This window comes from Rahnella sp. CG8 (assembly GCF_023701875.1).
Lineage (GTDB): Bacteria > Pseudomonadota > Gammaproteobacteria > Enterobacterales > Enterobacteriaceae > Rahnella > Rahnella aceris.
The window spans coordinates 151,175-173,420 of the sequence record NZ_JABAED010000009.1 but is presented as its reverse complement, the minus strand read 5'-3'; the positions used below and the strand labels follow the sequence as shown (position 1 = coordinate 173,420).

18 protein-coding genes and 1 riboswitch are annotated in these 22,246 nt (G+C 51.6%); of the genes, 10 read left to right on the top strand and 8 right to left on the bottom strand.

Going from position 1 to position 22,246, the window contains the following annotated elements:
• The first annotated feature begins 84 nt into the window (after window positions 1-84).
• Window positions 85-852: a DedA family protein gene (locus tag HGO41_RS11170; protein ID WP_112150996.1), complete on the top strand. Its 768-nt coding sequence runs from the start codon at window positions 85-87 to the stop codon at window positions 850-852.
• On the opposite strand, the gene thiQ is transcribed toward HGO41_RS11170, so the two are convergent.
• The 4 genes from thiQ to sgrR all read right to left on the bottom strand — a co-directional run bounded on the left by thiQ (window position 842) and on the right by sgrR (window position 5,980).
• A complete protein-coding gene (gene thiQ, locus HGO41_RS11165; RefSeq protein ID WP_013577034.1) occupies window positions 842-1,552 on the bottom strand; it encodes a thiamine ABC transporter ATP-binding protein ThiQ in 711 nt (236 codons plus the stop codon). The genes HGO41_RS11170 and thiQ overlap by 11 nt on opposite strands.
• Window positions 1,536-3,146 carry a thiamine/thiamine pyrophosphate ABC transporter permease ThiP gene (gene thiP / locus HGO41_RS11160; RefSeq protein ID WP_015690472.1) on the bottom strand — a complete coding sequence of 537 codons (1,611 nt, stop codon included), beginning with the start codon at window positions 3,144-3,146 and terminating at the stop codon, window positions 1,536-1,538. Before thiP ends, thiQ begins: the two co-directional genes overlap by 17 nt.
• The gene (thiB, locus tag HGO41_RS11155; RefSeq protein WP_119262113.1) at window positions 3,122-4,105 is read right to left on the bottom strand and encodes a thiamine ABC transporter substrate binding subunit; all 984 of its coding nucleotides are present in this window, start codon (window positions 4,103-4,105) and stop codon (window positions 3,122-3,124) included. The genes thiP and thiB overlap by 25 nt, the downstream gene beginning before the upstream one ends.
• Before the next feature lie 43 nt (window positions 4,106-4,148).
• Window positions 4,149-4,278, bottom strand: a riboswitch (TPP riboswitch).
• Window positions 4,279-4,318: 40 nt separating this feature from the next.
• Complete coding sequence (sgrR, locus tag HGO41_RS11150) at window positions 4,319-5,980, bottom strand: HTH-type transcriptional regulator SgrR (RefSeq protein ID WP_013577031.1); 1,662 nt, start codon at window positions 5,978-5,980, stop codon at window positions 4,319-4,321.
• Between the two features lie 102 nt (window positions 5,981-6,082).
• Between sgrR and sgrT the strand changes: the two genes are divergently transcribed.
• The 3 genes from sgrT to HGO41_RS11135 all read left to right on the top strand — a co-directional run bounded on the left by sgrT (window position 6,083) and on the right by HGO41_RS11135 (window position 8,512).
• The gene (gene sgrT, locus HGO41_RS11145) at window positions 6,083-6,268 is read left to right on the top strand and encodes a glucose uptake inhibitor SgrT (RefSeq protein WP_037033442.1); all 186 of its coding nucleotides are present in this window, start codon (window positions 6,083-6,085) and stop codon (window positions 6,266-6,268) included.
• Between the two features lie 160 nt (window positions 6,269-6,428).
• Entirely contained in the window at window positions 6,429-7,592 is a 1,164-nt protein-coding gene (locus HGO41_RS11140) for an MFS transporter (protein WP_037033441.1), read from the top strand.
• A 227-nt stretch (window positions 7,593-7,819) separates the two neighbouring features.
• Complete coding sequence (locus HGO41_RS11135) at window positions 7,820-8,512, top strand: hypothetical protein (RefSeq protein WP_250981031.1); 693 nt, start codon at window positions 7,820-7,822, stop codon at window positions 8,510-8,512.
• 282 nt (window positions 8,513-8,794) lie between these two features.
• On the opposite strand, the gene leuD is transcribed toward HGO41_RS11135, so the two are convergent.
• From leuD to leuA, 4 genes are read right to left on the bottom strand one after another with little or no spacing between them, the layout of a single operon-like run.
• Window positions 8,795-9,397 (bottom strand): 3-isopropylmalate dehydratase small subunit, encoded by a 603-nt coding sequence (leuD, locus tag HGO41_RS11130; protein ID WP_013577027.1) that lies wholly within the window; start codon window positions 9,395-9,397, stop codon window positions 8,795-8,797.
• Window positions 9,398-9,407: 10 nt separating this feature from the next.
• On the bottom strand, window positions 9,408-10,808 hold the full coding sequence (gene leuC, locus HGO41_RS11125; protein WP_013577026.1) for a 3-isopropylmalate dehydratase large subunit: 1,401 nt from the start codon (window positions 10,806-10,808) through the stop codon (window positions 9,408-9,410).
• Between the two features lies 1 nt (window position 10,809).
• Window positions 10,810-11,901 carry a 3-isopropylmalate dehydrogenase gene (gene leuB / locus HGO41_RS11120; protein WP_013577025.1) on the bottom strand — a complete coding sequence of 364 codons (1,092 nt, stop codon included), beginning with the start codon at window positions 11,899-11,901 and terminating at the stop codon, window positions 10,810-10,812.
• A 2-nt stretch (window positions 11,902-11,903) separates the two neighbouring features.
• A complete protein-coding gene (leuA, locus tag HGO41_RS11115; RefSeq protein ID WP_013577024.1) occupies window positions 11,904-13,493 on the bottom strand; it encodes a 2-isopropylmalate synthase in 1,590 nt (529 codons plus the stop codon).
• A gap of 739 nt (window positions 13,494-14,232) precedes the next feature.
• Between leuA and leuO the strand changes: the two genes are divergently transcribed.
• The 6 genes from leuO (at window position 14,233) to mraZ (ending at window position 22,244) form a co-directional block, all read left to right on the top strand.
• Window positions 14,233-15,180: a transcriptional regulator LeuO gene (gene leuO / locus HGO41_RS11110; protein ID WP_250981030.1), complete on the top strand. Its 948-nt coding sequence runs from the start codon at window positions 14,233-14,235 to the stop codon at window positions 15,178-15,180.
• Between the two features lie 289 nt (window positions 15,181-15,469).
• Window positions 15,470-17,266 carry an AMP-dependent synthetase/ligase gene (locus HGO41_RS11105; RefSeq protein WP_131638363.1) on the top strand — a complete coding sequence of 599 codons (1,797 nt, stop codon included), beginning with the start codon at window positions 15,470-15,472 and terminating at the stop codon, window positions 17,264-17,266.
• A gap of 427 nt (window positions 17,267-17,693) precedes the next feature.
• Entirely contained in the window at window positions 17,694-19,412 is a 1,719-nt protein-coding gene (gene ilvI / locus HGO41_RS11100) for an acetolactate synthase 3 large subunit (protein WP_013577021.1), read from the top strand.
• A gap of 2 nt (window positions 19,413-19,414) precedes the next feature.
• Complete coding sequence (ilvN, locus tag HGO41_RS11095) at window positions 19,415-19,906, top strand: acetolactate synthase small subunit (RefSeq protein WP_013577020.1); 492 nt, start codon at window positions 19,415-19,417, stop codon at window positions 19,904-19,906.
• Window positions 19,907-20,072: 166 nt separating this feature from the next.
• Window positions 20,073-21,077, top strand: a complete 1,005-nt coding sequence (cra, locus tag HGO41_RS11090) for a catabolite repressor/activator (RefSeq protein ID WP_013577019.1) — start codon at window positions 20,073-20,075, stop codon at window positions 21,075-21,077.
• 708 nt (window positions 21,078-21,785) lie between these two features.
• A complete protein-coding gene (gene mraZ / locus HGO41_RS11085) occupies window positions 21,786-22,244 on the top strand; it encodes a division/cell wall cluster transcriptional repressor MraZ (RefSeq protein WP_013577018.1) in 459 nt (152 codons plus the stop codon).
• The last annotated feature ends 2 nt before the right edge of the window (window positions 22,245-22,246 follow it).

Here is a 22,246-nt window from a genome sequence, read left to right as displayed (position 1 = left end):
ATGTATTTACTACAATGAGAATGCAGAAAACTCACACTTGTCTCATTTATCTGCGCAATTGGCGCAACTGAATTCTGGGAAGATATGGAAGCCTATCTACAACATCTGGTCGCTCAGTCGGTGGGCTTGGCATTAATTATCGTCGCGGTGGTGGCTTTCTTCGAGTCGCTGGCGCTGGTGGGCCTGATCCTGCCGGGTACCGTCATGATGGCGACGCTCGGGACGTTGATCGGCAGCGGTCAGGTGGGGTTGTACGAAGCCTGGCTGGCGGCGGGGCTGGGATGTTTCTTCGGCGACTGGGCCTCGTATTTCATTGGCCGCGGTTTCAAGGAGCCGCTGCATCGCTGGCGCTTCCTCAAACGTTACCAGTTATTACTGGATAAAACCGGTTATGCGCTGGATCGCCATAGTTTTGCGACGGTGATTATCGGGCGTTTCATCGGACCAACACGCCCGCTGGTGCCGATGGTTGCCGGTATGCTGAACCTTCCGCCTTACAAATTTGCACCGCCGAATATTATTGGCTGCATCACCTGGCCACCGGTGTATTTCCTGCCGGGCATTCTGGCGGGCGTGGCCATTGATATTCCGGCCAGTCACAACAGCTCGGTCTTCAAATGGATGCTGTTTGCCGCCGTGGTGCTGATCTGGCTGAGTGCCTGGTTGCTGTGGCGCTGGTTCCGTTCGGGCAAAGCTTCACCTGATGCGATGACAAAATGGTTGCCCTTAGCGCGTCTGCGCATCGTCTGTGTGCTAAGTCTGGTCGCAACCGCAGTGAGTCTGGTGATGTTAAGCGAACAGCCGATGATGCCGGTTTATGGTCATTTGCTGTGGCAAGTGATCACCCGCTGATCCCCGGCATTATCCCCAACACGCTGGCCTGCGGCGCACTGCCGTCGGTCAGTGCCTGCGTCGGCCCGTCGTAAAAAATCCGGCCATCGACGATCAGCAACGTGCGCGGCGCGATCCGTGCCGCATCATCCAGATTGTGCGACACCATCAGCAGCGTGAGATGGCGTTGCTCACATACCTTATCCAGCAACGTCAGCATCTCACTGCGCAGTGCCGGATCGAGTGCTGAAAAGGGCTCATCGAGCAATAAAACCGGCTGACTGCGCAGCAGGCAACGGGCGAGCGCGACACGCTGACGCTGGCCACCGGAAAGTTGCGATGGCAGCCGGTCCAGACATTCAGTCAGCCCGACCTGTCGGGCAATTTCTTCCAGTTCCTGCTTCTGCTGCGCGGTAAGTTTCAGCCCCGGATGCAATCCCAGCCCCATGTTCTGACGCACCGTCAGATGCGAGAACAGATTATTTTCCTGAAACAACATCGACACCGGACGTTTTGCCGGTGGCGTCACGCTGTGATCTGCGCCGTTGAGCAGGATCTGCCCGCTGACCGGTGCCAGAAAACCGGCGACCAGACTCAGCAGGGTACTTTTCCCGGCGCCGCTCGGGCCGAGGATTGCCACACGTTCACCGGCGTCGATCTGTAAATCGAAGCGCATCGGCAGATGTTCGTACAAATACGTCAGTTTATTCAGCGTCAGCATGGCGGCCCGGCAGTTTCTCAATCAGGGTGAATAACAGGAAGCATAGCAGCAGTAATAACAGCGCCGTCACCGCGCCGTCCTGGCTGCGGTAGGAACCAATCTGCTGATACAGATAAAACGGCAGGGTGCGGAAATTCTCGTTGCCGAACAAGGCAATCACACCGAAATCCCCCAGCGAAAGTACACAGGCGAAAGCCAGTGCCTGTGCAATCGGGCGTTTCAGTGCGCTGAGTTCAACCCGGCGCAGCCGCTGCCAGCCATGCATATCCAGCGAAAGACACAGCAGCGTGTAGCGTTCTGCCACGTCGCGCATCGGGTTATCCAGCACTTTTAATGCATAAGGTACGGCCATCAGCGCATTCGTGAGGATCACCAGCGGCCACGGCGATTGTGGTAAACCGGTGGTATCGCCGAGCAACAGGAAGAAACCGGTCGCCAGCACAATACCCGGCATCGCGAGGATCAGCATGCCGCTCAGATCCATCGCCTGCGCCCAGCTATTTCTCTTGCGTAACCGCAGTTCGCGGCTGCTCCACAGCAGCATCATGGTCAGCAGCACACACAATAATCCGCTGCCGAGCGCGATACGCACGGATGTCCATAATGCCTGCCAGAGCGCGGGTTGTTGCAAAACACCGACCGCTGCCCGGTTTATGCCATCGGTAATGACGGCGAGTAACGGCGGCAGGATCAGCAACAACGCCAGGCCAATCAGTACGGCATCGGCGATGCGCCGCAACCAGGAATCGTCAGGATTACGCCAGCGCTGAGAATGCGTTTGGCCCACCGGCAACGCCTGACTGAGTTTCTGACTGAGCAACACCAGCGCCAGGCAACAAAACAGCTGGATCAGGGCCAGCGTGGCGGCGCGGCTTAAATCGTAGTCGTAACTTAGCGCCTGATAAATGGCGAGTTCAATGGTCGTCGCCTGCGGACCGCCACCCAGTGAAAGCACCGTGGCGAAGCTGGCGAAACACAGCATAAAGATTAAGGCGGCGGCGGGGAATATCTGCCGGCGAATGGCAGGCCATTCCACAAAGCGGAATTGCTGCCAGATATTCATGCCGAGTTGTGCGGCGAGCTGGCGCTGCTCAACGGCGATATTTTCCAGTGCCTGCACTAAGAGCCGCGCTGCCAGCGGCAGATTGAAAAAGACGTGCGCCAGCAAAATGCCCTGTAAACCATACGGCGAGAAACGGTAATCCATGCCCAGCCAGCCGCAAATTTGCGCCAGCCAGCCCTGTCTTCCGTAGACACTGAGAATGCCAAACACCGCCACCAAAACCGGCAAGACCAGCGTCATCGCACATAAACGTAATAACAGCTGACGGCCGGGGAAACGGCGGCGGAACAAGGTGCGTGCCAGCAAAATTGCGGGCAGCACCGAGCAAAGCGCTGAAAGCAGCGCCTGCCAGAAAGTAAAGCAGATCACATGCCAGAGATAAGGATCGTGCCAGAGCGATGCGCCGCTTATCTGTGGCGCATGACGCCACAGAGAGCCTAAGGCCAGTACTGCCACCAGCAACATAGCCAGTGACGCGATGACGCCCGGCAACAGCCAGCGAGGGATCAATGGCTGACGGCGTTCTGCCATGCCTGGATCCATTGTGAACGATGAGTAGCGACATCCTGTGCGCTGTATTGCAGAGATTTGGCCGGAATCGTCAGTTGTTTAAAAGCGTCAGGCAGCGGGGTATTCACCACCGGATACATCCAGTTGCCGGTCGGGATCACTTTCTGGAAATCTTCCGTGGTGACGAACTTCATGAACTGTTCAGCAAGTTTCGGTTGCTTGCTGTTTGCCAGCTGGCCCGCCACTTCGACCTGCATGTAATGCCCTTCGGTAAAATCGGCTGCGGCGTAGTTATCTTTCTTCTCTTCGACAATATGGTATGCCGGAGAGGTGGTGTAGCTCAGCACCAGGTCGCTTTCACCTTTGAGGAATAAACCGTAAGCCTCGCTCCAGCCTTTAGTGACGGTGACAGTTTTCTTCGCCAGTTTTTCCCACGCTTGCGGCGCTTTATCGCCGTAGACTTTTTGCATCCACAGCATCAGGCCCAGACCCGGTGTACTGGTGCGTGGATCCTCATAAATCACTTTCCATTTCTGGTCGCTGTTGATCAGCTCATCGAGGCTTTTTGGCGGATTCTTCAGTTTATTTTTGTCGTAGACGAAGGCGAAATAACCGTAATCGTAAGGCACGAAAGTGCTGTCATTCCAGCCGCCCGGCACCGTCAGTCTGGCGTTGGTTTTCGGTGCTTTGGCGAATAAACCGGTTTGTTCAGCGGCCTGCAACAGGTTGTTATCCAGCCCCAGCACGATGTCGGCTTTGCTGTTTTTACCTTCCATCCGCAGACGGTTGAGCAAAGACACGCCATCTTCCAGCGCCACGTATTTCAGTTCGCAGCCGCATTGGGCTTCAAAGGCTTTTTTAATGGCGGGACCGGGGCCCCAGTCAGCAGAGAAAGAATCGTAGGTATAAACCGTCAAAACAGGTTTTGCCGCAAATGCAGGTGCAGAAAGTAACAGCAGGCAGGACAGTAATTTTTTCAACTTTGCGCTCCAAAAAAATGAAAGGGCAAAGGATTTTGAGTAAGCATCGCGCAGTCTCAAATCCCTCCGCCGGGATTAACCGGATCAGGTTCGACGGGTTTCAAATCTCAGCCAAACTTGCTCATGGCGTTTACATCGCAGCTTTAACAAGTCGGGCACCCCGTTGAGAACGGATGTCATTCTAGAGATTAACGGCGCGATGCGATAGTCCGATTAACTGTCCGGTGGGGCAAACCAGGCGGATTTAAAGTCGAACCAGCCGAGGGTGTTCATACGCACACCGCGCATACTGCGTTGCCCCTGTAGCACCAGCCAGTGATGGAACAGGGGATGGATCTGATGGCTGACCGTCTGTTTCTGGCTCCATTTCGCCATCGATAAATTCCCGGCGTGCCACAGGGCGGCATCGTCGTTCATCTCTTCGCTAAAGCAATGCTTTGCCAGCGGCAATTCGTAGAAATGCGCGAACAGTGAAAACTCCAGCGGCAGGGTGAAGTTGGCACTGCCGAGCCACAGATCACTTTTGGCATCGCCGCGGTGCCAGACTGCGTAATCCACTATCTGAATAATCAGTTCGATACCTTCTTCCGCCAGCAACGGGCGCAGGGCGTTGCAGATCGCCTGATGTTCGGAATGCTCGCCGTAAAATGTCAGCGTTACCTGCGTCAGGTTTTGCGGTTTGGGCGGACGTGGCCGGGGCGCTTTGTGATGCCAGCGTGGCAGCAGGCCATACGCAGGAGACCAGTAGCGCTGGTAAATCGGTTCGGCATTATTCAGTAAGGCGATGGGATTGAGTAAATCGCACAACCACTGGCGTGTTTCTTCTGATTGTCCGACCGGCGAACGCTGGTCAAATAACAGGAAATAGCAGCCTTCTTCAAGGCGACTTTCCAGCTCGCTTTTGCCTGATTCATCGGCCTGAAGCTGTACGCCGGAATGCACCAGCTCTTCACTCAGTTCCGGTAATACCCAGATATTCACCTCGTCGATCAGTGCCCGGAAGCCAAAATAATCGTCAAAGGCGCGGATGCGCAGCTGTGTTTTCAGATTACGCACCACGGCGTAAGGGCCGGTGCCGACCGGATGGCGGGCAAAATCAGGCAGTGACTGCCATTCCTGCGGCAGGATCATCGCGTGGATATTGCCAAATAACCACGGCAGCCAGCGGTCGGGTTCATTCAGGTGGATATCTATGACATTTGCCGTGGGCGTCGTGACTGATTTCAGGTTGCTGAACAGCGGATGCGATTTCAGGCGAATAAACGTGGCGATAATATCTGCCATCTCGAGTTCGCGACCATGATGAAAATGAATGGCGGGGCGCAGATAAAACCGCCAGTGCAGCGGCGAAACTTCCTGCCAGTGATGGGCTAAATCGCCTTCTGCTTCCCCATTTTCCTCATTTATGCGTGTCAGGCCGCTAAAGATTTGTCTGGCAATGTGGGTTTCTGAACGGCGCAACATGGTGCCGGGCAGCAGATTCATCAGCGGGCGATAATACAGTACGCGCAGGATATGTTTACCCTGACGGAAGCTGCGCCCGAGCTGGGACAGCAGCATCTGACGCACCAGGGTTTTGTCGCCGACCAGTTGTACCAGCTGATCAATGCTGTCCTGTTCCAGCAGCTCTTCAGCGCGCTGTTGCTGGAGTGCCAGCCCGGTATACAAAAATTTCAGCGTGGATCGTTTGCCGCGTCCGGCCTCTGCATCCCACGTCAGCCAGCCCTGTCCCTGCATGGTGCTGAGCAACGAGCGCATGTGTCTGCGTGAACAGTTCAGGACTTCTGACAGTGCCTGTAATGTCGTTTCAGTTTCTTCACCGTGACAGCTTTGCCATAAGCGGATGAACTGTTGTTGCAAACGGGATGAGGACATAAAAGAGGAACTCCGTGGCCGATCTTCATCAATTTATCTTTCCTCATATTACGCCGATACTGTTTCTCAACGAAAGCCTGTTGTGAACAACCGGAGATCATCATGAAACGCAGTCTGAACGCCCGTTTCTATCAGCGTTATTTTGAAGCCATCAAAAAGAACGCCTCTAAAAATCATGCAGACTGGCTGTCCTGGGTTCCGGTGCAGTACCGTCTGGATATTCTGTCCCGTCTCACGCAGTGGGATATGGAAACGATGGACGACGAGCAATACCGCCGGCGACTGTGACTTCAGGTCTGACTAAATTCGATTTTCTGAGTAATGGTGTATTGTCACCAGCCAGTGAGGAAACTCACTGGTTTTTTTATGCTCATTTTCCAGAACCGACTGAAACTTCGCTACACTGTCTGTCTTGCTTTATCTGCATTCATTTCTCAGGGACGACGTCATGTCAAAACCTCGTTTTAATCGTATTTATGTCACCTTTCTGGTGGTCTCCTTGCTGTGCGGCGTGGCGGGTGCATTACAGGCGCCGACGCTGAGTCTGTTTCTGACCAATGAAGTGAAAGTCCGGCCATTGTGGGTCGGCTTCTTTTATACCGTTAACGCCATCGCGGGGATCGCGATCAGCTTTCTGCTGGCTAACCGTTCCGATAACAAAGGCGACCGGCGGAAATTGCTGATGTTCTGCTGCCTGATGGCGATCGGCAACAGTCTGGTCTTTGCTTTCAGCCGCGATTATCTGGTGTTGATCACCGTCGGCGTGTTGCTGGCAGCGATAGGTAACGCGTCGATGCCCCAGCTCTTTGCACTGGCGCGGGAACATGCGGATCGCTCCGCCAGTGAAGTGGTGATGTTCAGCTCGATGATGCGTGCGATGCTCTCGCTGGCCTGGGTGCTTGGCCCGCCGCTGTCGTTCATGGTGGCGTTGAACTACGGCTTTACGCCAATGTACCTGAGTGCGGCAGCGGTGTTTGTCGGCAGCATACTGATGATCCTGTTTTTCCTGCCCTCAGTACCACGCCTTGAACTGCCAGTGGACGAAAAAGTAGTGCATGCCAGCGCCTGGCGTAACAAAGATGTTCGTCTGCTGTTCTTTTCTTCTTTGCTGATGTGGACCTGCAATATCATGTATGTCATTGATATGCCGCTGTACATCACCAGCGATTTGGGCCTGCCGGAAGGGCTGGCAGGCTTGCTGATGGGGACGGCGGCCGGGCTGGAAATTCCTGCCATGTTGCTGGCCGGATATCTGGTGAAACGTACCGGCAAACGCAAGCTGATGCTGTATGCCGTGGCGAGTGGTGTGATTTTCTATGCCGGACTGGTGGCGTTTCAGTTCAAGGCGGCGCTGATGATCCTGCAACTGTTCAATGCGATTTTCATCGGCATCGTGGCGGGGATCGGCATGCTGTATTTTCAGGATCTGATGCCGGGAAGGGCAGGTTCAGCGACTACGCTATTCACCAACAGCATTTCCACCGGTGTGATTTGCGCGGGGTTGCTGCAGGGCTTTATCGTGGAAAACTTCGGCCATTATCCGGTCTACTGGGCGGCAACTGTGCTGGCGGTGGTGGCGCTCGGGCTGATGTATAAAGTCAAAGATGTTTAAATGACGTAAGGTTAATGAGCGATTTATTCGCTCTTTAACCTATTCAACTGAATAATATATTCCGTTTTTTGCTTGTTCCGGCAACGTCTTAATAATTTTGAAATATCTGTTTTTATCCTGCAAAGATTAATGTTTTAAGTACTTCGAATCCTCTTTACCTGTATGGCTAATGAAAAGTATTTTCTATAATATCGTCTTTCTTAAAATTCTAATGCAGGGTATTAAATATGATTCCAGTTGTACTTATCAGGAAAACATATAATTCATTTATTGATGAGAAAAAATCTGAGGGCTGCTGTATTGGGTTATGCCTGACGTGGCTGGGCGATATATTAAAAGAAAGGCCGGTACAACAAAGGGGGGGCTGGTTTTCCGGCTGGCTTTCCGGTTGGTTCTCCACGCCACTGACACCTGACAAGAAAGCCTTAATCCCCTCTGATACTGCGAAGCTGAGGCTATTGCTTGAACGTTCATACCGGCTGCACGAGAGCTATCTGAGGAGCTGCAAGGAGAGTCAGCAGGATCCGAAACGTCAGACAGGACGCCATCAGGTCTTTGTTAATTATAAAAATTTCCGTCAGGCAGAAAAGGAAAGAATAACTGGCGTTCCCGGTTTACAGTATCGTCTGATAACACGTAATGATTTCATGTTATTTAACGGGGTAAACAGTTTTGGTCAGGCTCACCCTCTCACCGGAGCGATCATTGCTTTCCGGTTTTCTGAGGTACCGGGTGAGGTTGGCTATCATGCCGTTGCGGCGTTTCGCTACAGTGCTTCGGAATGTTTTTTTCTCGATCCCAATTTAGGATTATTTAAAATATCCTCTTCTTATCCTATGTTAGATATTACTAAATATATTAAACAAGTATACAGAGAGGCTGTTCCATTAATGGAGTTTATAGTTTCTAAGAAAGGCTAATTAAATGGTGGCCGATTTTTGTGCATTCGCCGTTGTTGAGTAAAAATATTAGAAGTGTTTTGAATATGATTACTGTTATTCCATCGAAAAAAATTATGGTTCAGTCGATTTTTTATCAGGCAAGTACCAGGATCCCATCGCTGTAAGTGAAATAATCGTGACAAAGAAACTGAAGACAGGATGACTATGCAGGGGTAACTTTGCAGAGGCTTTCGGGGATGCCTGAAGGCTGATGAAGAAAGCGGGGCTGGGCCCGCCTTCTTCATCGTTTACAGATAATAATCACTGCATAAACGCAGGCTGATTCTTCTCGTAGCCGGAGATATTTTCTTCGTGCTGCAAGGTCAGACCGATGCTGTCCAGACCGTTGATCATGCAGTGACGACGGAAGCTGTCGATGACAAACGGATAGCTTTTATCGCCCGCTTTAACAGTCTGCGCTTCCAGATCCACTTCGAACTGAATGCCTTCGTTAGCTTTCACCAGCTCAAACAGTTCATCCACTTCGGCGTCGCTCAGCGTGATTGGCAGCAACTGGTTGTTGAATGAGTTACCGTAAAAGATATCGGCAAAGCTTGGCGCGATCACAGCATGGAAACCGTAATCGGTCAGTGCCCATGGCGCATGTTCGCGGGAAGAACCGCAGCCAAAGTTTTCGCGTGCCAGCAAAATGCTCGCGCCTTTGTAGCGCGGTTTGTTCAGCACGAAATCAGGATTTGGCACCTGACCGGCATCGTCCAGAAAACGCCAGTCATTAAACAGATGCTGGCCAAAACCGGTACGGGTGACTTTCTGTAAAAACTGTTTTGGAATGATGGCATCGGTATCGACGTTAGCTGCATCCAGCGGAACCACCAGACCGATGTGTTGGGTAAATTTAGCCATGGTGTTTTCCTCAGTTCAGTTCACGGATATCAGCGAAACGGCCGGTGACCGCCGCCGCTGCCGCCATTGCCGGGCTGACCAGATGCGTGCGACCGCCACGACCCTGACGGCCTTCGAAGTTACGGTTGCTGGTAGACGCGCAACGTTCGCCCGGTTCCAGACGGTCATTGTTCATCGCCAGACACATAGAGCAGCCTGGCAGACGCCATTCAAAGCCCGCTTCGATGAAGATCTTATCCAGCCCTTCTTCTTCCGCCTGCGCTTTTACCGGGCCGGATCCCGGTACCACAATGGCCTGTACGCCGTTCGCCACTTTACGGCCTTTGGCCACCGCTGCCGCAGCGCGTAAATCTTCGATACGGGAATTGGTGCAGGAGCCGATGAACACTTTATCAATCGCCACGTCGGTCAGTTTAATGCCCGGCTGCAAATCCATATACGCCAGCGCTTTTTCCGCTGAGGCACGTTCTACCGGATCGGCAAAGGATGCCGGGTCCGGGATGGTCTGATTCACGGCCATCACCTGACCCGGGTTGGTACCCCAGGTGACCTGTGGTGCGATTTCAGACGCATCCAGCGTAACAACGCTGTCGAACTTCGCCCCATCTTCGGTTTTCAGGGTTTTCCAGTATTCGACCGCCGCGTCCCAGTTCTGATCTTTCGGCGCAAACTGACGGCCCTTCAGATAAGCAAACGTAGTTTCATCCGGTGCAACCAGACCGGCTTTCGCCCCCATTTCGATCGCCATGTTGCACAGGGTCATACGACCTTCCATGCTTAACGCTTCAATCGCTTTACCGCAGAATTCCACCACGTGACCGGTGCCGCCTGCGCTGCCGGTTTTCCCGATAATCGCCAGAACGATATCTTTCGCTGTGATACCGACAGGAGCTTCGCCGGTCACTTCAATTTTCATGGTTTTGGCGCGACCCTGTTTCAGGGTTTGTGTCGCCAGAACGTGTTCAACTTCCGAAGTCCCGATACCGAAAGCCAGTGAGCCAAATGCGCCGTGCGTGGCGGTATGGGAATCACCGCAGACAATCGTCATGCCCGGCAACGTCATGCCCTGTTCAGGGCCGATAACGTGAACGATGCCCTGATACGGGTGATTCAGGTCATACAACTGCACGCCGAATTCAGCACAGTTCTTGATTAATTCCTGCATCTGGATGCGCGCCATTTCGCCGCTCGCATTGATGTCTTTAGTTTGCGTGGACACGTTGTGATCCATGGTCGCAAAGGTTTTACCTGGCTGGCGAACCTGGCGGCCCATCGCACGCAAGCCGTCAAACGCCTGCGGAGAGGTCACTTCGTGAACCAGATGGCGGTCAATGTATAACAATGGCGTTTCGTTTTGCGCTTCGTAAACCACATGCGCATCAAACAATTTCTGATATAGAGTTTTGGCCATGTTATGCCCCTTCTTTCACAAAGCGGGCAATGATATCGCCCATTTCATTGGTACCCAGCGCCTGCTGACCGTTAGCTAAATCGCCGGTGCGGTGGCCTGCTTCCAGTGCTTTATTAACCGCCTGCTCGATAGCATTGGCTGCATCATCAGCACCCAGACTGTAACGCAGTAACAGTGCGGCGGACAAAATTTGTGCAATCGGGTTGGCAATGTTTTTACCGGCGATATCCGGGGCTGACCCCCCCGCAGGCTCGAACAGACCAAACGCCTGCTCGTTCATGCTGGCAGAAGGCAACATCCCCATCGAACCGGTGATCATCGCGCATTCGTCCGACAGGATGTCGCCGAATAAGTTTGAACACAGCAACACGTCAAACTGCGACGGATCTTTAATCAGCTGCATGGTCGCGTTATCGATGTACATGTGGCTCAGGCTGACATCCGGGTAATCTTTAGCGATTTCGTTAACCACTTCACGCCACATAATGGAAGTCTGCAACACGTTCGCTTTATCGATGGAGGTCACTTTGCTGCGGCGTTTGCGCGCTGATTCAAAGGCGATGCGGGCGATGCGTTCAATCTCAAAACGGTAATACACTTCGGTATCAAATGCTTTCTCGTGCATGCCCTGACCTTCGCGACCTTTAGGCTGACCGAAGTAAATACCGCCCGTCAGTTCACGAACACACAGAATGTCGAAGCCTTTTGCGGCGATATCGGCACGCAACGGACAAAACTCTTCCAGCCCCTGATACAGGCGGGCAGGGCGCAGATTACTAAACAACTTGAAATGTTTGCGCAGTGGCAATAATGCGCCACGCTCAGGCTGATCGTTTGGGGGCAGATGTTCCCATTTCGGGCCACCCACGGAGCCGAAAAGAATCGCATCAGCTTGTTCACAACCGGCAACGGTCGCTGGCGGCAACGGGCTGCCATGTTTGTCGATGGCTGCGCCACCCACATCGTATTCGCTGGTGGTGATCTTCAGGCCAAAACGCTGACGTACTGCGTCCAGAACTTTATATGCCTGGGCCATGACTTCCGGGCCAATTCCGTCTCCGGGTAAGACGGCAATATGATGGGTCTTGCTCATGTTCACACCGTTTCCTGATTATTTTGAATGTTGTTGTGTTGCTGACCTGTCTGCTGCAAACGTTGTTTTTCGATCTCAACTTGTTTGCTGCGCCAGATGTTATTCAGTACGTGTACCATCGCTTTTGCGGAGGATTCGACAATGTCTGTCGCCAGCCCGACACCGTGGAAGCGGCGGCCATTGAAGGAGACGACCACGTCAACCTGACCCAGAGCATCGCGGCCCTGACCTTTGGCGCTCAGCTGGTATTTCACCAGTTCAATCTGATAACCGGTGATGCGGTTGATAGCCTGATACACGGCATCTACCGGACCGTTGCCGGTAGCGGCTTCGGTAATGATTTCTTCGCCACAGGCCAGATTGACTGACGCAGTGGCGGTAATTTTTGAGCCGGACTGCACGCTGAAGTTATCCAGACGATAGAATTCAGGTTCTTCCTGCTGCTTGTTAATGAAGACCAGTGCTTCTAAATCGTAGTCGAAAACCTGACCTTTTTTGTCGGCCAGCTTCAGGAACGCGGCATACAGATGATCCAGATTGTAATCAGCTTCTTTGTAGCCCATTTCTTCCATGCGATGCTTAACGGCAGCACGACCGGAACGGGAAGTCAGGTTCAACTGAACCTGATTCAGACCGATGGATTCCGGGGTCATGATTTCGTAGTTTTCACGGTTTTTCAGCACGCCGTCCTGATGGATCCCGGAGGAGTGTGCGAAGGCGTTAGAGCCGACAATGGCTTTGTTGCCCGGGATCGGCATGTTGGTTATCTGGCTGACAATCTGGCTGGTGCGGTAGATTTCTTTGTGATTAATGTTGGTGTGAACGTTCATGTAGTCGCTGCGGGTGCGGATCGCCATGATCACTTCTTCCAGCGCAGTGTTACCGGCGCGTTCACCGATACCGTTCAATGTGCCTTCAACCTGGCGCGCACCGGCCTGTATCGCGGCGATGGAGTTACCGACAGCCATGCCCAGATCATCGTGGCAGTGAACGGAAATAATCGCTTTATCAATGTTTGGAACACGCTCATACAAATTGGTGATGATTCCACCGAACTGAACCGGCGTCGTGTAACCCACGGTGTCAGGAATGTTGATGGTGGTCGCCCCGGCTTTGATTGCAGCTTCGACCACGCGGCACAGATTATCCAGCGGGGTACGGCCGGCATCTTCGCAGGAGAATTCGACGTCGTCAGTGTAATTACGGGCGCGTTTCACGGAATGCGTGGCCATTTCCAGCACCTGATCAAACGAGCGCTTCAGTTTGGATTCAATGTGCAGGGTAGAAGTGGCCAGGAAGACGTGGATACGGAAAGCTTCTGCGACGCGTAATGCTTCGGCAGCGGCGTCGATGTCACCGTCCACACAGCGGGCCAGACCGCAAACACGGCTATTTTTAATCTGGCGTGCGATAGTTTGTACGGACTCGAAATCGCCGGGAGAGGAGACCGGGAAGCCGACTTCCATCACGTCAACGCCCATTCTTTCCAGCGCCATTGCAATTTGAATCTTCTCTTTAACACTCAGGCTGGCTTGTAACGCCTGTTCACCGTCACGCAGCGTGGTATCGAAAATAATGACTTGCTCGCTCATGGGTTATTCCTTGTCTGCTTTTACTTTCGCGCCCTGCGGGAGATAAAAAAAAACCCGCGCATCGGCGCGGGTTTATTGTCTGTGGAAGTTGAATCAGTTCTGATTTTCGCCCACTGGCTTACCGCGCAAATATTCTGCGTTGAGTAGTAGGCCTAGGAGACGGGTCATCATGAACATGTGTTTCAGCTTCTCATCATCGGGTGGTCAGAACGGATATCGTTCAAACAGTGACTAAAGTGATACGGGAATGTGTGCGGTATGTCAACCTTCACTGTGTGGAAATTCCAGAAAATCGCCAAAATGATATTGAATCTCATTTAGCATAAAACACTGGCGTCGCGGAGGTACTCGGGATGAAGGTTTTAAAGGGGGGCGGAAAAATAAGAACAAAAAAAATGCACCCGCCCGGGGGCACCTGGATAAATACTCTATTTAATACAGTGAATTAAAAATGATTTAGTATGGCTTAACTTATTATTCATTTTTAGAATGTTGTTTACGGAAATATTTTGCTGTTTGATATCATCAGTTTCTTTGTGGGAAATAAAATTTGTATTTCTGTTTCTGATTATTGGAAACAAAAATTCATATTTTTCTGAAAATAAATTGATGAGAATTTGCTGCGTTTTCTCTGCCAATATTTATGTTCCCCAATACCATCTCAATGCTGCGCTTTACGAAATAGATTATTGAAGATAATCATTTTATTTGGATTCGAATGTCTATTATGAGGGATATCATGTCTGACGCCGATACAGAAATACAACCTAAAACCGCTGAGGCAGAAACGCACCTTCGCAATGTTGATTTAAATTTATTAACGGTTTTTGATGCCGTCATGCAATTACAAAATATTACACGTGCAGCCAATATGTTGGGGATGTCCCAGCCAGCGGTCAGTAATGCCGTTGCCCGTTTGAAAGTGATGTTTAATGATGACTTGTTTGTGCGTTTCGGGCGCGGGATCCAACCGACGATGCGCGCACGTCAACTGTTTGGCCCGATCAGACAGGCTTTGCAACTGGTGATGAACGAACTGCCGGGGGCAGGTTTTGACCCTTATCTCAGCACACGCCAGTTTAATGTCGCTATTTGCAGCCCGCTCGATAAACGCTTCACCAGCCTGGTGCTGAAGGCCGCCGAAGAATTATCGCCGGGTGTCAGTGTTAAACTGCAAACGATTGTTAACGATGATATTGAACATCAGCTGCGTTACCAGAATATAGAATTTGTGATCAGTTATCGTAAATTTGAGCGTGCTGATTTTTGCAATCATGCCTTATTTAATGATGAGCTGGTTCTGGTCGCGGCGCAAAATCATCCCCGTATCAGTCCGCATATGTCTGATGAAAAGTATCTGAAAGAAAAACATGCTGTCATGATGATGGACCGCTTCTATTCTTTCAGTTCACCTTATTACGACGACTCTGAGTTAGTTTCGCTGATTTCCTATCAAGGAACCGATCTGTTCAGCGTTGTGGAAATTGTCTCCAAATCCGAGATGGTTGCACTGGTGCCGCGCTGGCTGGCACAGGCAAATGCAGGAATACTTAATTTATCCGTCATTCCATTGCCGTGGATGAAAAATACGCTGACTTGTTATCTTTCCTGGCACGAATCATCCAGCAAAGACAAAGGTAATATGTGGATGAAAACATTATTGAGCCAGTGTGTTGTTTCTCTGTAATCAGTCAGTCATTACGACTTTTTTGGCAGAGGTGATCGCAGCGAAAGCGGCTGCCTGTTCTTTATCAGATAGTTTTTTATCCTGCAGGTTTTTTTCTCCTCGTTAGAGTCCTGCAGGTTTTTTTTGTCTTAGAAATTCCGCGTGATATTTCCAAAACCCTGCTGCAGCTCCTACAATTTCATTTCGCCTTGCAATCTTTGTCGGTAGACTGCGTTAAATCTTTGTAACAGAGCAATGCAGTCAGCTCCCTCCTTTTACTGACTACGCTGGACGCCGGTATAAACGCTCAATGAATCCAACCTTAAATGATTACCATCTGATTTCCCGTTTTCGTCAGCAAGTCGTTGCCCGCGCTGAACAGACTGCATTTCGCGAGTGGTCGCCAGCGGCAGAATCTGCCCTGACCTGGCGTGAGCTGGGCGAGAAAGTGGATGCCTTATCCGACGTGTTATTGCAGGAGCAAGTGGGCGTTCAGGAACGCATCGCCATTTGCGGGAATAATTCGATGGCCTGGGCGACAGCAGATCTTGCGATCCTGCAATTGCGTGCTGTCACCGTGCCGGTTTATGCCACCAATACACCCGCGCAGTCCGCATATGTACTCAATGATGCGGATGTCCGTATTTTGTTTGTCGTCGGTCAGAAACAATATGACGCGGCGGTGGCTGTGCGTGATCTCTGCCCGCAGCTGAAACACATACTGGTGCTGGACAATGATGTCGATTTACGTGGCGTACCCATTGCCCGGCATGTTTCAGGCGTTGTTCCCCGGGATGCTGCTCTAGCTGCTGAGCGTGAAGTGCGGGTGAATGCCCGTGACCTGAGTGATCTGTTCACGCTCATCTATACCTCGGGCACCACCGGAGAAGCAAAAGGCGTGATGCTGGATTACCGCAGCATGGCGACGCAACTGATGCAGCATGAAAGGCGTCTGAGCATTTCGGAGCATGATGTTTCCCTTTGTTTTCTGCCGTTGGCGCACGTTTTTGAACGCGCATGGAGTTTCTTCGTGATGCATTGCGGTGCGCAAAACGTCTTCCTGCGCGAAACTGATCTGGTGCGTGATGCTTTGCAGGCCATTAAACCGACAGTAATGTGTGCGGTACCGCGCTTCTATGAAAAAGTGTTCAGCGCGATCCACGACAAAGTCTCTCGCGCAGGAACCCTCAAAAAGCGGCTTTTCCACTGGGCCGTCGGGCAGGGCAAAGAGAAGTTTTTGATCGAGCGCCGTGGCGAACGTTATCCGTTCTGGCTGGTGCCTGCGCATTTTCTCGCCGATAAACTGGTGCTAAAAAAGCTGCGTGATTTGCTGGGTGGCAATCTGCGTTTTCTGCCTGCCGCCGGTGCAAGTCTGGACGACAATGTCATTCTGTTTTTCGAATCACTCGGTCTGAAAATCAAATACGGCTACGGCCTGACGGAAACGTGCGCGACGGTGACCTGCTGGGAAGAAAATGATTTCCGCTTTGGTTCTGTCGGAACGGCGTTACCAGAGATTGAAGTGCGGATCGGCGAGGAGAATGAGATTCAGGTTCGCGGCCCAACACTCCTGCGGGGTTACTTCAATAAACCGGAAGAGACGGCGGCCAGTTTCACTGCCGACGGCTGGTTTAAAACCGGTGATGCCGGGAAAATGGATGCACAAGGGAATGTGTTTATTACCGAACGACTCAAAGATCTGATGAAAACGTCGGGCGGAAAATACATTGCTCCGCAGCGTATCGAAGGCACGCTGGTGCAGGATCGTTATATCGAGCAGGCGGCAGTCATCGCCGATGAAAGGCACTTTGTTTCTGCGCTGATCGTGCCTGATTTTGATGTGCTGAACGTCTATGCCCAGGCGCACCGTATTGATTATTTCAATCGCGCCGGACTGGTGAAAAACGAGCAGATCCTCTCGCTGTTTGCCCACCAGCTACGCGAGATTCAGCATGATCTTGCCGGTTTTGAGCAGGTGAAAAAGTTTGTGTTGCTGACCAAACCTTTCACGATGGAAGCGGGTGAACTGACCCCGACCCTTAAACTGCGCCGCAAAAATATTTTCAGCCGTTATCAGAAGGAAATCGATCAGCTTTATCAGGAGTAATGCTTCATCTGCCCGTTTCATCACTTTCCTTTCTGAATCACCGGCGTATGTCACTTCGCCGGTTTTCTTCCCTCGTTTTAGTTTCAGGTCCGCTATGGACATAATTTAATACTGTAATTTTTCCAGCCTTCCTGATATTTCTGACTGGTTAGTGCTCACAGGCAGTGTTTTGTCCCGAGCGAGAGAATGAAGGCAGTGCGAGGCGATAAAATCATGCCTGTGCAGAATTTTTGGCGTTTGCCTGACTCCGGTTCTGACGCTAAGGTACTGAGTTAGATTCTTGAACGCCAATAAGAACAGCAGGGTTTTGTGAGCCCGATAGAAAGTCCTAAAATTCAGCAATTTATCTTTAAATTGCTGCTGATAGAACAGCTAGCTGAAACACAAGTCATCCTATAAAAGAAGCAAAAAGCCTGGAGGCAAAACCATGGAGATGTTGTCAGGAGCCGAGATGGTCGTCCGGTCGTTAATCGACCAGGGCGTTAAGCACGTATTCGGTTATCCCGGCGGTGCGGTGTTGGATATCTATGATGCCCTGCATACGGTCGGTGGGATAGATCATGTGCTGGTGAGACATGAACAGGGTGCTGTTCATATGGCTGACGGTTATGCGCGTGCCACGGGTGACGTGGGCGTCGTGCTGGTGACTTCCGGTCCCGGCGCAACCAATGCGATCACCGGCATTGCCACGGCTTATATGGATTCCATTCCGCTAGTGGTGCTATCCGGCCAGGTACACAGTTCACTCATCGGTTATGACGCATTCCAGGAATGCGACATGGTGGGGATTTCCCGCCCGGTGGTGAAACACAGTTTTCTGGTAAAACGTGCGGAAGATATTCCGACTGTGCTGAAAAAAGCGTTTTATCTTGCCTCTACCGGCCGTCCTGGCCCGGTGGTTGTCGACCTGCCAAAAGATGTGGTGAACCCGCAGATTAAACTGCCTTACGCCTATCCTGATCAGGTTGCGATGCGCTCCTATAACCCGACGGTGCAAGGCCATCGCGGGCAAATCAAGCGCGCAGTCCAGACTTTACTGGCGGCGAAGAAACCGGTGCTGTACGTCGGTGGCGGTGCGATTAATTCTGAGTGTGATGCTGAACTGCTGCAACTGGCGGAGAAACTGAATCTGCCCGTCACCAGTTCCCTGATGGGGTTGGGCGCATTTCCCGGTACCCATCGCCAGAGCCTTGGTATGCTCGGCATGCACGGTACTTACGAAGCCAATATGGCGATGCACAACGCGGATTTAATCTTCGGTGTAGGTGTGCGTTTCGACGACCGTACCACCAATAATCTGGCGAAGTACTGCCCGAATGCGACGGTTATGCACATTGATATCGACCCGACGTCCATTTCCAAAACCGTGAATGCGGATATTCCGATTGTGGGTGATGCGAAGCAGACGCTGATTCAGATGCTGGAATTGCTGGCACAAAGCGACGAAAAGCAGGAATTCGATGCGCTGCGCGACTGGTGGCAAAATATTGAGAACTGGCGCGGGCGTGAGTGCCTGAGCTACGACAAAAATACCGGTACCATCAAGCCACAGGCGGTTATCGAAACGCTGCACCGTCTGACCAAAGGCGATGCCTATGTTACGTCGGACGTCGGGCAGCATCAGATGTTTGCCGCATTGTATTATAAGTTCGATAAACCGCGTCGCTGGATCAACTCCGGTGGCCTCGGCACGATGGGCTTTGGCCTGCCTGCTGCGCTGGGTGTGAAACTTGGCCTGCCGGATGAGACGGTAATTTGTGTGACCGGTGACGGCAGTATCCAGATGAACATTCAGGAGCTGTCGACCGCGCTGCAATACGATTTGCCAGTGATCGTCGTGAACCTGAACAATGGCTATCTGGGCATGGTGAAGCAGTGGCAGGACATGATTTACTCCGGCCGTCATTCTCAGTCTTACATGCAATCGCTGCCTGATTTCGTGAAACTGGCGGAAGCTTACGGGCATGTGGGTATTGCTATCCGCACGCCGGATGAGCTGGAAAGCAAGCTGGCGCTGGCGCTGGAACAGAAAAATCGTCTGGTATTTGTTGATATCAGCGTGGATGAAACAGAACACGTTTACCCTATGCACATCCGTGGCGGTGCGATGGACGAAATGTGGTTAAGCAAAACGGAGAGGACCTGATCATGCGCCGGATTTTATCAGTATTACTGGAAAACGAATCGGGCGCGTTGTCCCGCGTGGTTGGCCTGTTCTCTCAGCGTGGCTATAACATTGAAAGCCTGACCGTTGCACCGACGGATGATCCTACCTTGTCGCGCATGACGATTCAGACCGTGGGTGATGCCAAGGTGCTCGAGCAAATCGAAAAACAGCTGCATAAGCTGGTAGACGTATTACGAGTCACTGAGCTGGTGCAGGGTGCTCACGTTGAGCGTGAAATCATGCTGGTGAAGGTGCAGGCTTCCGGTTATGGCCGGGAAGAAGTTAAACGCTCTACCGAGATTTTCCGCGGTCAGATTGTGGATGTCACAGCAACGCTTTACACCGTTCAGCTGGCGGGTACCAGTGACAAACTGGACGCGTTTTTAGCCAGTATCCGTGATGTGGCTGAAATCGTCGAAGTTGCGCGCTCCGGCGTAGTGGGTGTCTCCCGTGGCGACAAAATCATGCGCTAAAGCGTAAATAATCAGCAAGATGTGAAACTTATCTGATATTTAAAAGCCCGGCTCTTGAGTTGGGCTTTATTTTTTGCGAGACAGGTGAAGCGATTCGGTAAAACACCTTGCCCGGCAGAGGCTTCTGCGGTTAGATAAAGCATTATCTTTATTAAGGGGTTTCTCAGTGAAGCTGGATGAGATCGCGAGGTTAGCGGGCGTTTCGCGTACAACGGCCAGTTATGTGATTAATGGCAAAGCGAAACAGTATCGTGTCAGCGATAAGACAGTCGAAAAAGTTATGGCTGTCGTGAAGGAACATAACTATCACCCGAATGCGGTGGCAGCGGGTTTACGCGCCGGTCGCACCCGTTCTATTGGCCTGGTGATCCCCGATCTGGAAAATACCAGTTACACCAAAATCGCCAACTTCCTCGAGCGTCAGGCCCGTCAGCGGGGTTATCAACTGCTAATCGCCTGTTCAGAAGATCAGCCTGACAACGAAATGCGCTGCATCGAACATCTGCTGCAACGTCAGGTAGATGCGATCATTATCTCCACGTCATTGCCGCCGGAACATCCTTTCTATCAGCGCTGGGCCAACGATGATTTCCCGATCATTGCGCTTGATCGCGCTCTGGATCCCGAACACTTCATCAGTGTTGTGGGTGCCGATCAGGATGACGCACTGATGCTGGCGCAGGAGTTGCGCACCTTTCCTGCTGAATCGGTATTGTATCTCGGCGCGCTGCCTGAGCTTTCCGTGAGTTTTCTGCGCGAGCAGGGATTCCGCCAGGCATGGGCTGAAGATCCACGCCAGCCGGAATACCTTTATGCCAATGCTTATGATCGTGAATCAGCGGCCATAGTGTTTGCCGAATGGCTAAAAACGCACCCGATGCCGCAGGCGTTATTTACGACGTCATTCCAGCTGTTACAGGGTGTGATGGACGTTACGCTGAAAATGGAAGGGCGTTTACCGGTCAATCTCGCTATTGCCACATTCGGCGATAACGAGCTGCTCGATTTCCTCGAATGCCCGGTTCTGGCCGTGGCGCAGCGTCACCGCGATGTGGCTGAACGTGTACTGGAGCTGGTTCTGGCCTGTCTGGATGAGCCGAAGAAGCCGAAAGCAGGGCTGACCCGTATCCGCCGTAATTTGTTCCGCCGTGGTCGCCTGAGCCGCAAATAAACCCCGGACGGGTATTCACCTGACTGCCCGTCTTTTTCACCGTTGCTGAATCGCGTTAAAACATTCCGGTAATTTGCGTTGCCGTTTCTGATAATCAAAATACGAGAATTCCCATATGACTTTAATGGGCAATTTAGGAGCATTCCCAGACTGCTGAATTATTAACAAATGTTTTTGCTTTCCTTCCGCTGATATAAACCTTCCAATCAATTTCTAAAATACGTTAATGCTCGCCGCAAAAGTGCTGTAGAATTCCCCGCTTAAATTCCAGCGGTGTGAGTTTGCTGCGGTACTGATGGCTTTTAAATCTGCCCGAAGGCTTATGCCATGCGGGTTGGCATGTAAAATGATGTTGATTTAGACGTGACAGCCAGAAAAAAATTGAAAATGATTTTTGTTAAGGCAAAACGGTCAGGAAATGAGAGTTGGATAGCAGAAGAATATAAATAGTTAAATAATGTTCAGTTTGGCTTTTTTTTAAACGAAATTATTAACCCTCCGAAATTTCTTCAACTAATCATGACGTTATTTTCTATACCCCCTCTAAAAAACCTCATCACATTGCGCTAAGCATTTGTGTGGCTGCGTAAATATTGCCAAACCGTCTCCGCTCTGGCTTGACAAGGTTTTAAAACCATCCGTAAACTCTTTTCTGTGGGAATTTGTGGGGGAAAGTGGTGAAAAGGGTCACAGAGGGGTAGAGCGGTCATGTTTCGTGGCGCGACGATGGTTAACCTCGACAGTAAAGGGCGACTTGCCGTACCCACCCGTTATCGGGATTTACTGAGCGAAGAATCGCAAGGTCAAATGGTGTGCACCATAGACCTCCATCACCCATGTCTCCTCCTTTACCCCCTCCCTGAGTGGGAAGTTATCGAACAAAAATTGTCCCGTCTGTCGAGTATGAACCCCATTGAGCGCCGTATTCAGCGCCTTTTACTGGGGCATGCCAGTGAATGTCAGATGGATAACGCCGGGCGTCTGCTGATTGCAACAACATTGCGTCAGCATGCCGGGCTCGCAAAAGAAGTGATGCTGGTTGGGCAGTTCAATAAGTTTGAATTGTGGGATGAACAGACCTGGTATCAACAAGTTAAGGAAGACATCGACGCTGAACAATCGTCTCAGGAGCCACTTTCTGACCGATTACAGGACTTGTCATTATAAGC

What these genes read in the sequence shown, in the direction of transcription:
- sgrR (WP_013577031.1), bottom strand. Translation starts at nt 5,980, where the DNA reads ATGTCCTCATCCCGTTTGCAACAACAGTTCATCCGCTTATGGCAAAGC.
- HGO41_RS11105 (WP_131638363.1), top strand. Translation starts at nt 15,470, where the DNA reads ATGAATCCAACCTTAAATGATTACCATCTGATTTCCCGTTTTCGTCAG.
- leuB (WP_013577025.1), bottom strand. Translation starts at nt 11,901, where the DNA reads ATGAGCAAGACCCATCATATTGCCGTCTTACCCGGAGACGGAATTGGC.
- HGO41_RS11140 (WP_037033441.1), top strand. Translation starts at nt 6,429, where the DNA reads ATGTCAAAACCTCGTTTTAATCGTATTTATGTCACCTTTCTGGTGGTC.
- leuA (WP_013577024.1), bottom strand. Translation starts at nt 13,493, where the DNA reads ATGAGCGAGCAAGTCATTATTTTCGATACCACGCTGCGTGACGGTGAA.
- sgrT (WP_037033442.1), top strand. Translation starts at nt 6,083, where the DNA reads ATGAAACGCAGTCTGAACGCCCGTTTCTATCAGCGTTATTTTGAAGCC.
- leuD (WP_013577027.1), bottom strand. Translation starts at nt 9,397, where the DNA reads ATGGCTAAATTTACCCAACACATCGGTCTGGTGGTTCCGCTGGATGCA.
- thiQ (WP_013577034.1), bottom strand. Translation starts at nt 1,552, where the DNA reads ATGCTGACGCTGAATAAACTGACGTATTTGTACGAACATCTGCCGATG.
- mraZ (WP_013577018.1), top strand. Translation starts at nt 21,786, where the DNA reads ATGTTTCGTGGCGCGACGATGGTTAACCTCGACAGTAAAGGGCGACTT.
- HGO41_RS11135 (WP_250981031.1), top strand. Translation starts at nt 7,820, where the DNA reads ATGATTCCAGTTGTACTTATCAGGAAAACATATAATTCATTTATTGAT.
- thiP (WP_015690472.1), bottom strand. Translation starts at nt 3,146, where the DNA reads ATGGCAGAACGCCGTCAGCCATTGATCCCTCGCTGGCTGTTGCCGGGC.
- HGO41_RS11170 (WP_112150996.1), top strand. Translation starts at nt 85, where the DNA reads ATGGAAGCCTATCTACAACATCTGGTCGCTCAGTCGGTGGGCTTGGCA.
- leuO (WP_250981030.1), top strand. Translation starts at nt 14,233, where the DNA reads ATGTCTGACGCCGATACAGAAATACAACCTAAAACCGCTGAGGCAGAA.
- leuC (WP_013577026.1), bottom strand. Translation starts at nt 10,808, where the DNA reads ATGGCCAAAACTCTATATCAGAAATTGTTTGATGCGCATGTGGTTTAC.
- ilvN (WP_013577020.1), top strand. Translation starts at nt 19,415, where the DNA reads ATGCGCCGGATTTTATCAGTATTACTGGAAAACGAATCGGGCGCGTTG.
- ilvI (WP_013577021.1), top strand. Translation starts at nt 17,694, where the DNA reads ATGGAGATGTTGTCAGGAGCCGAGATGGTCGTCCGGTCGTTAATCGAC.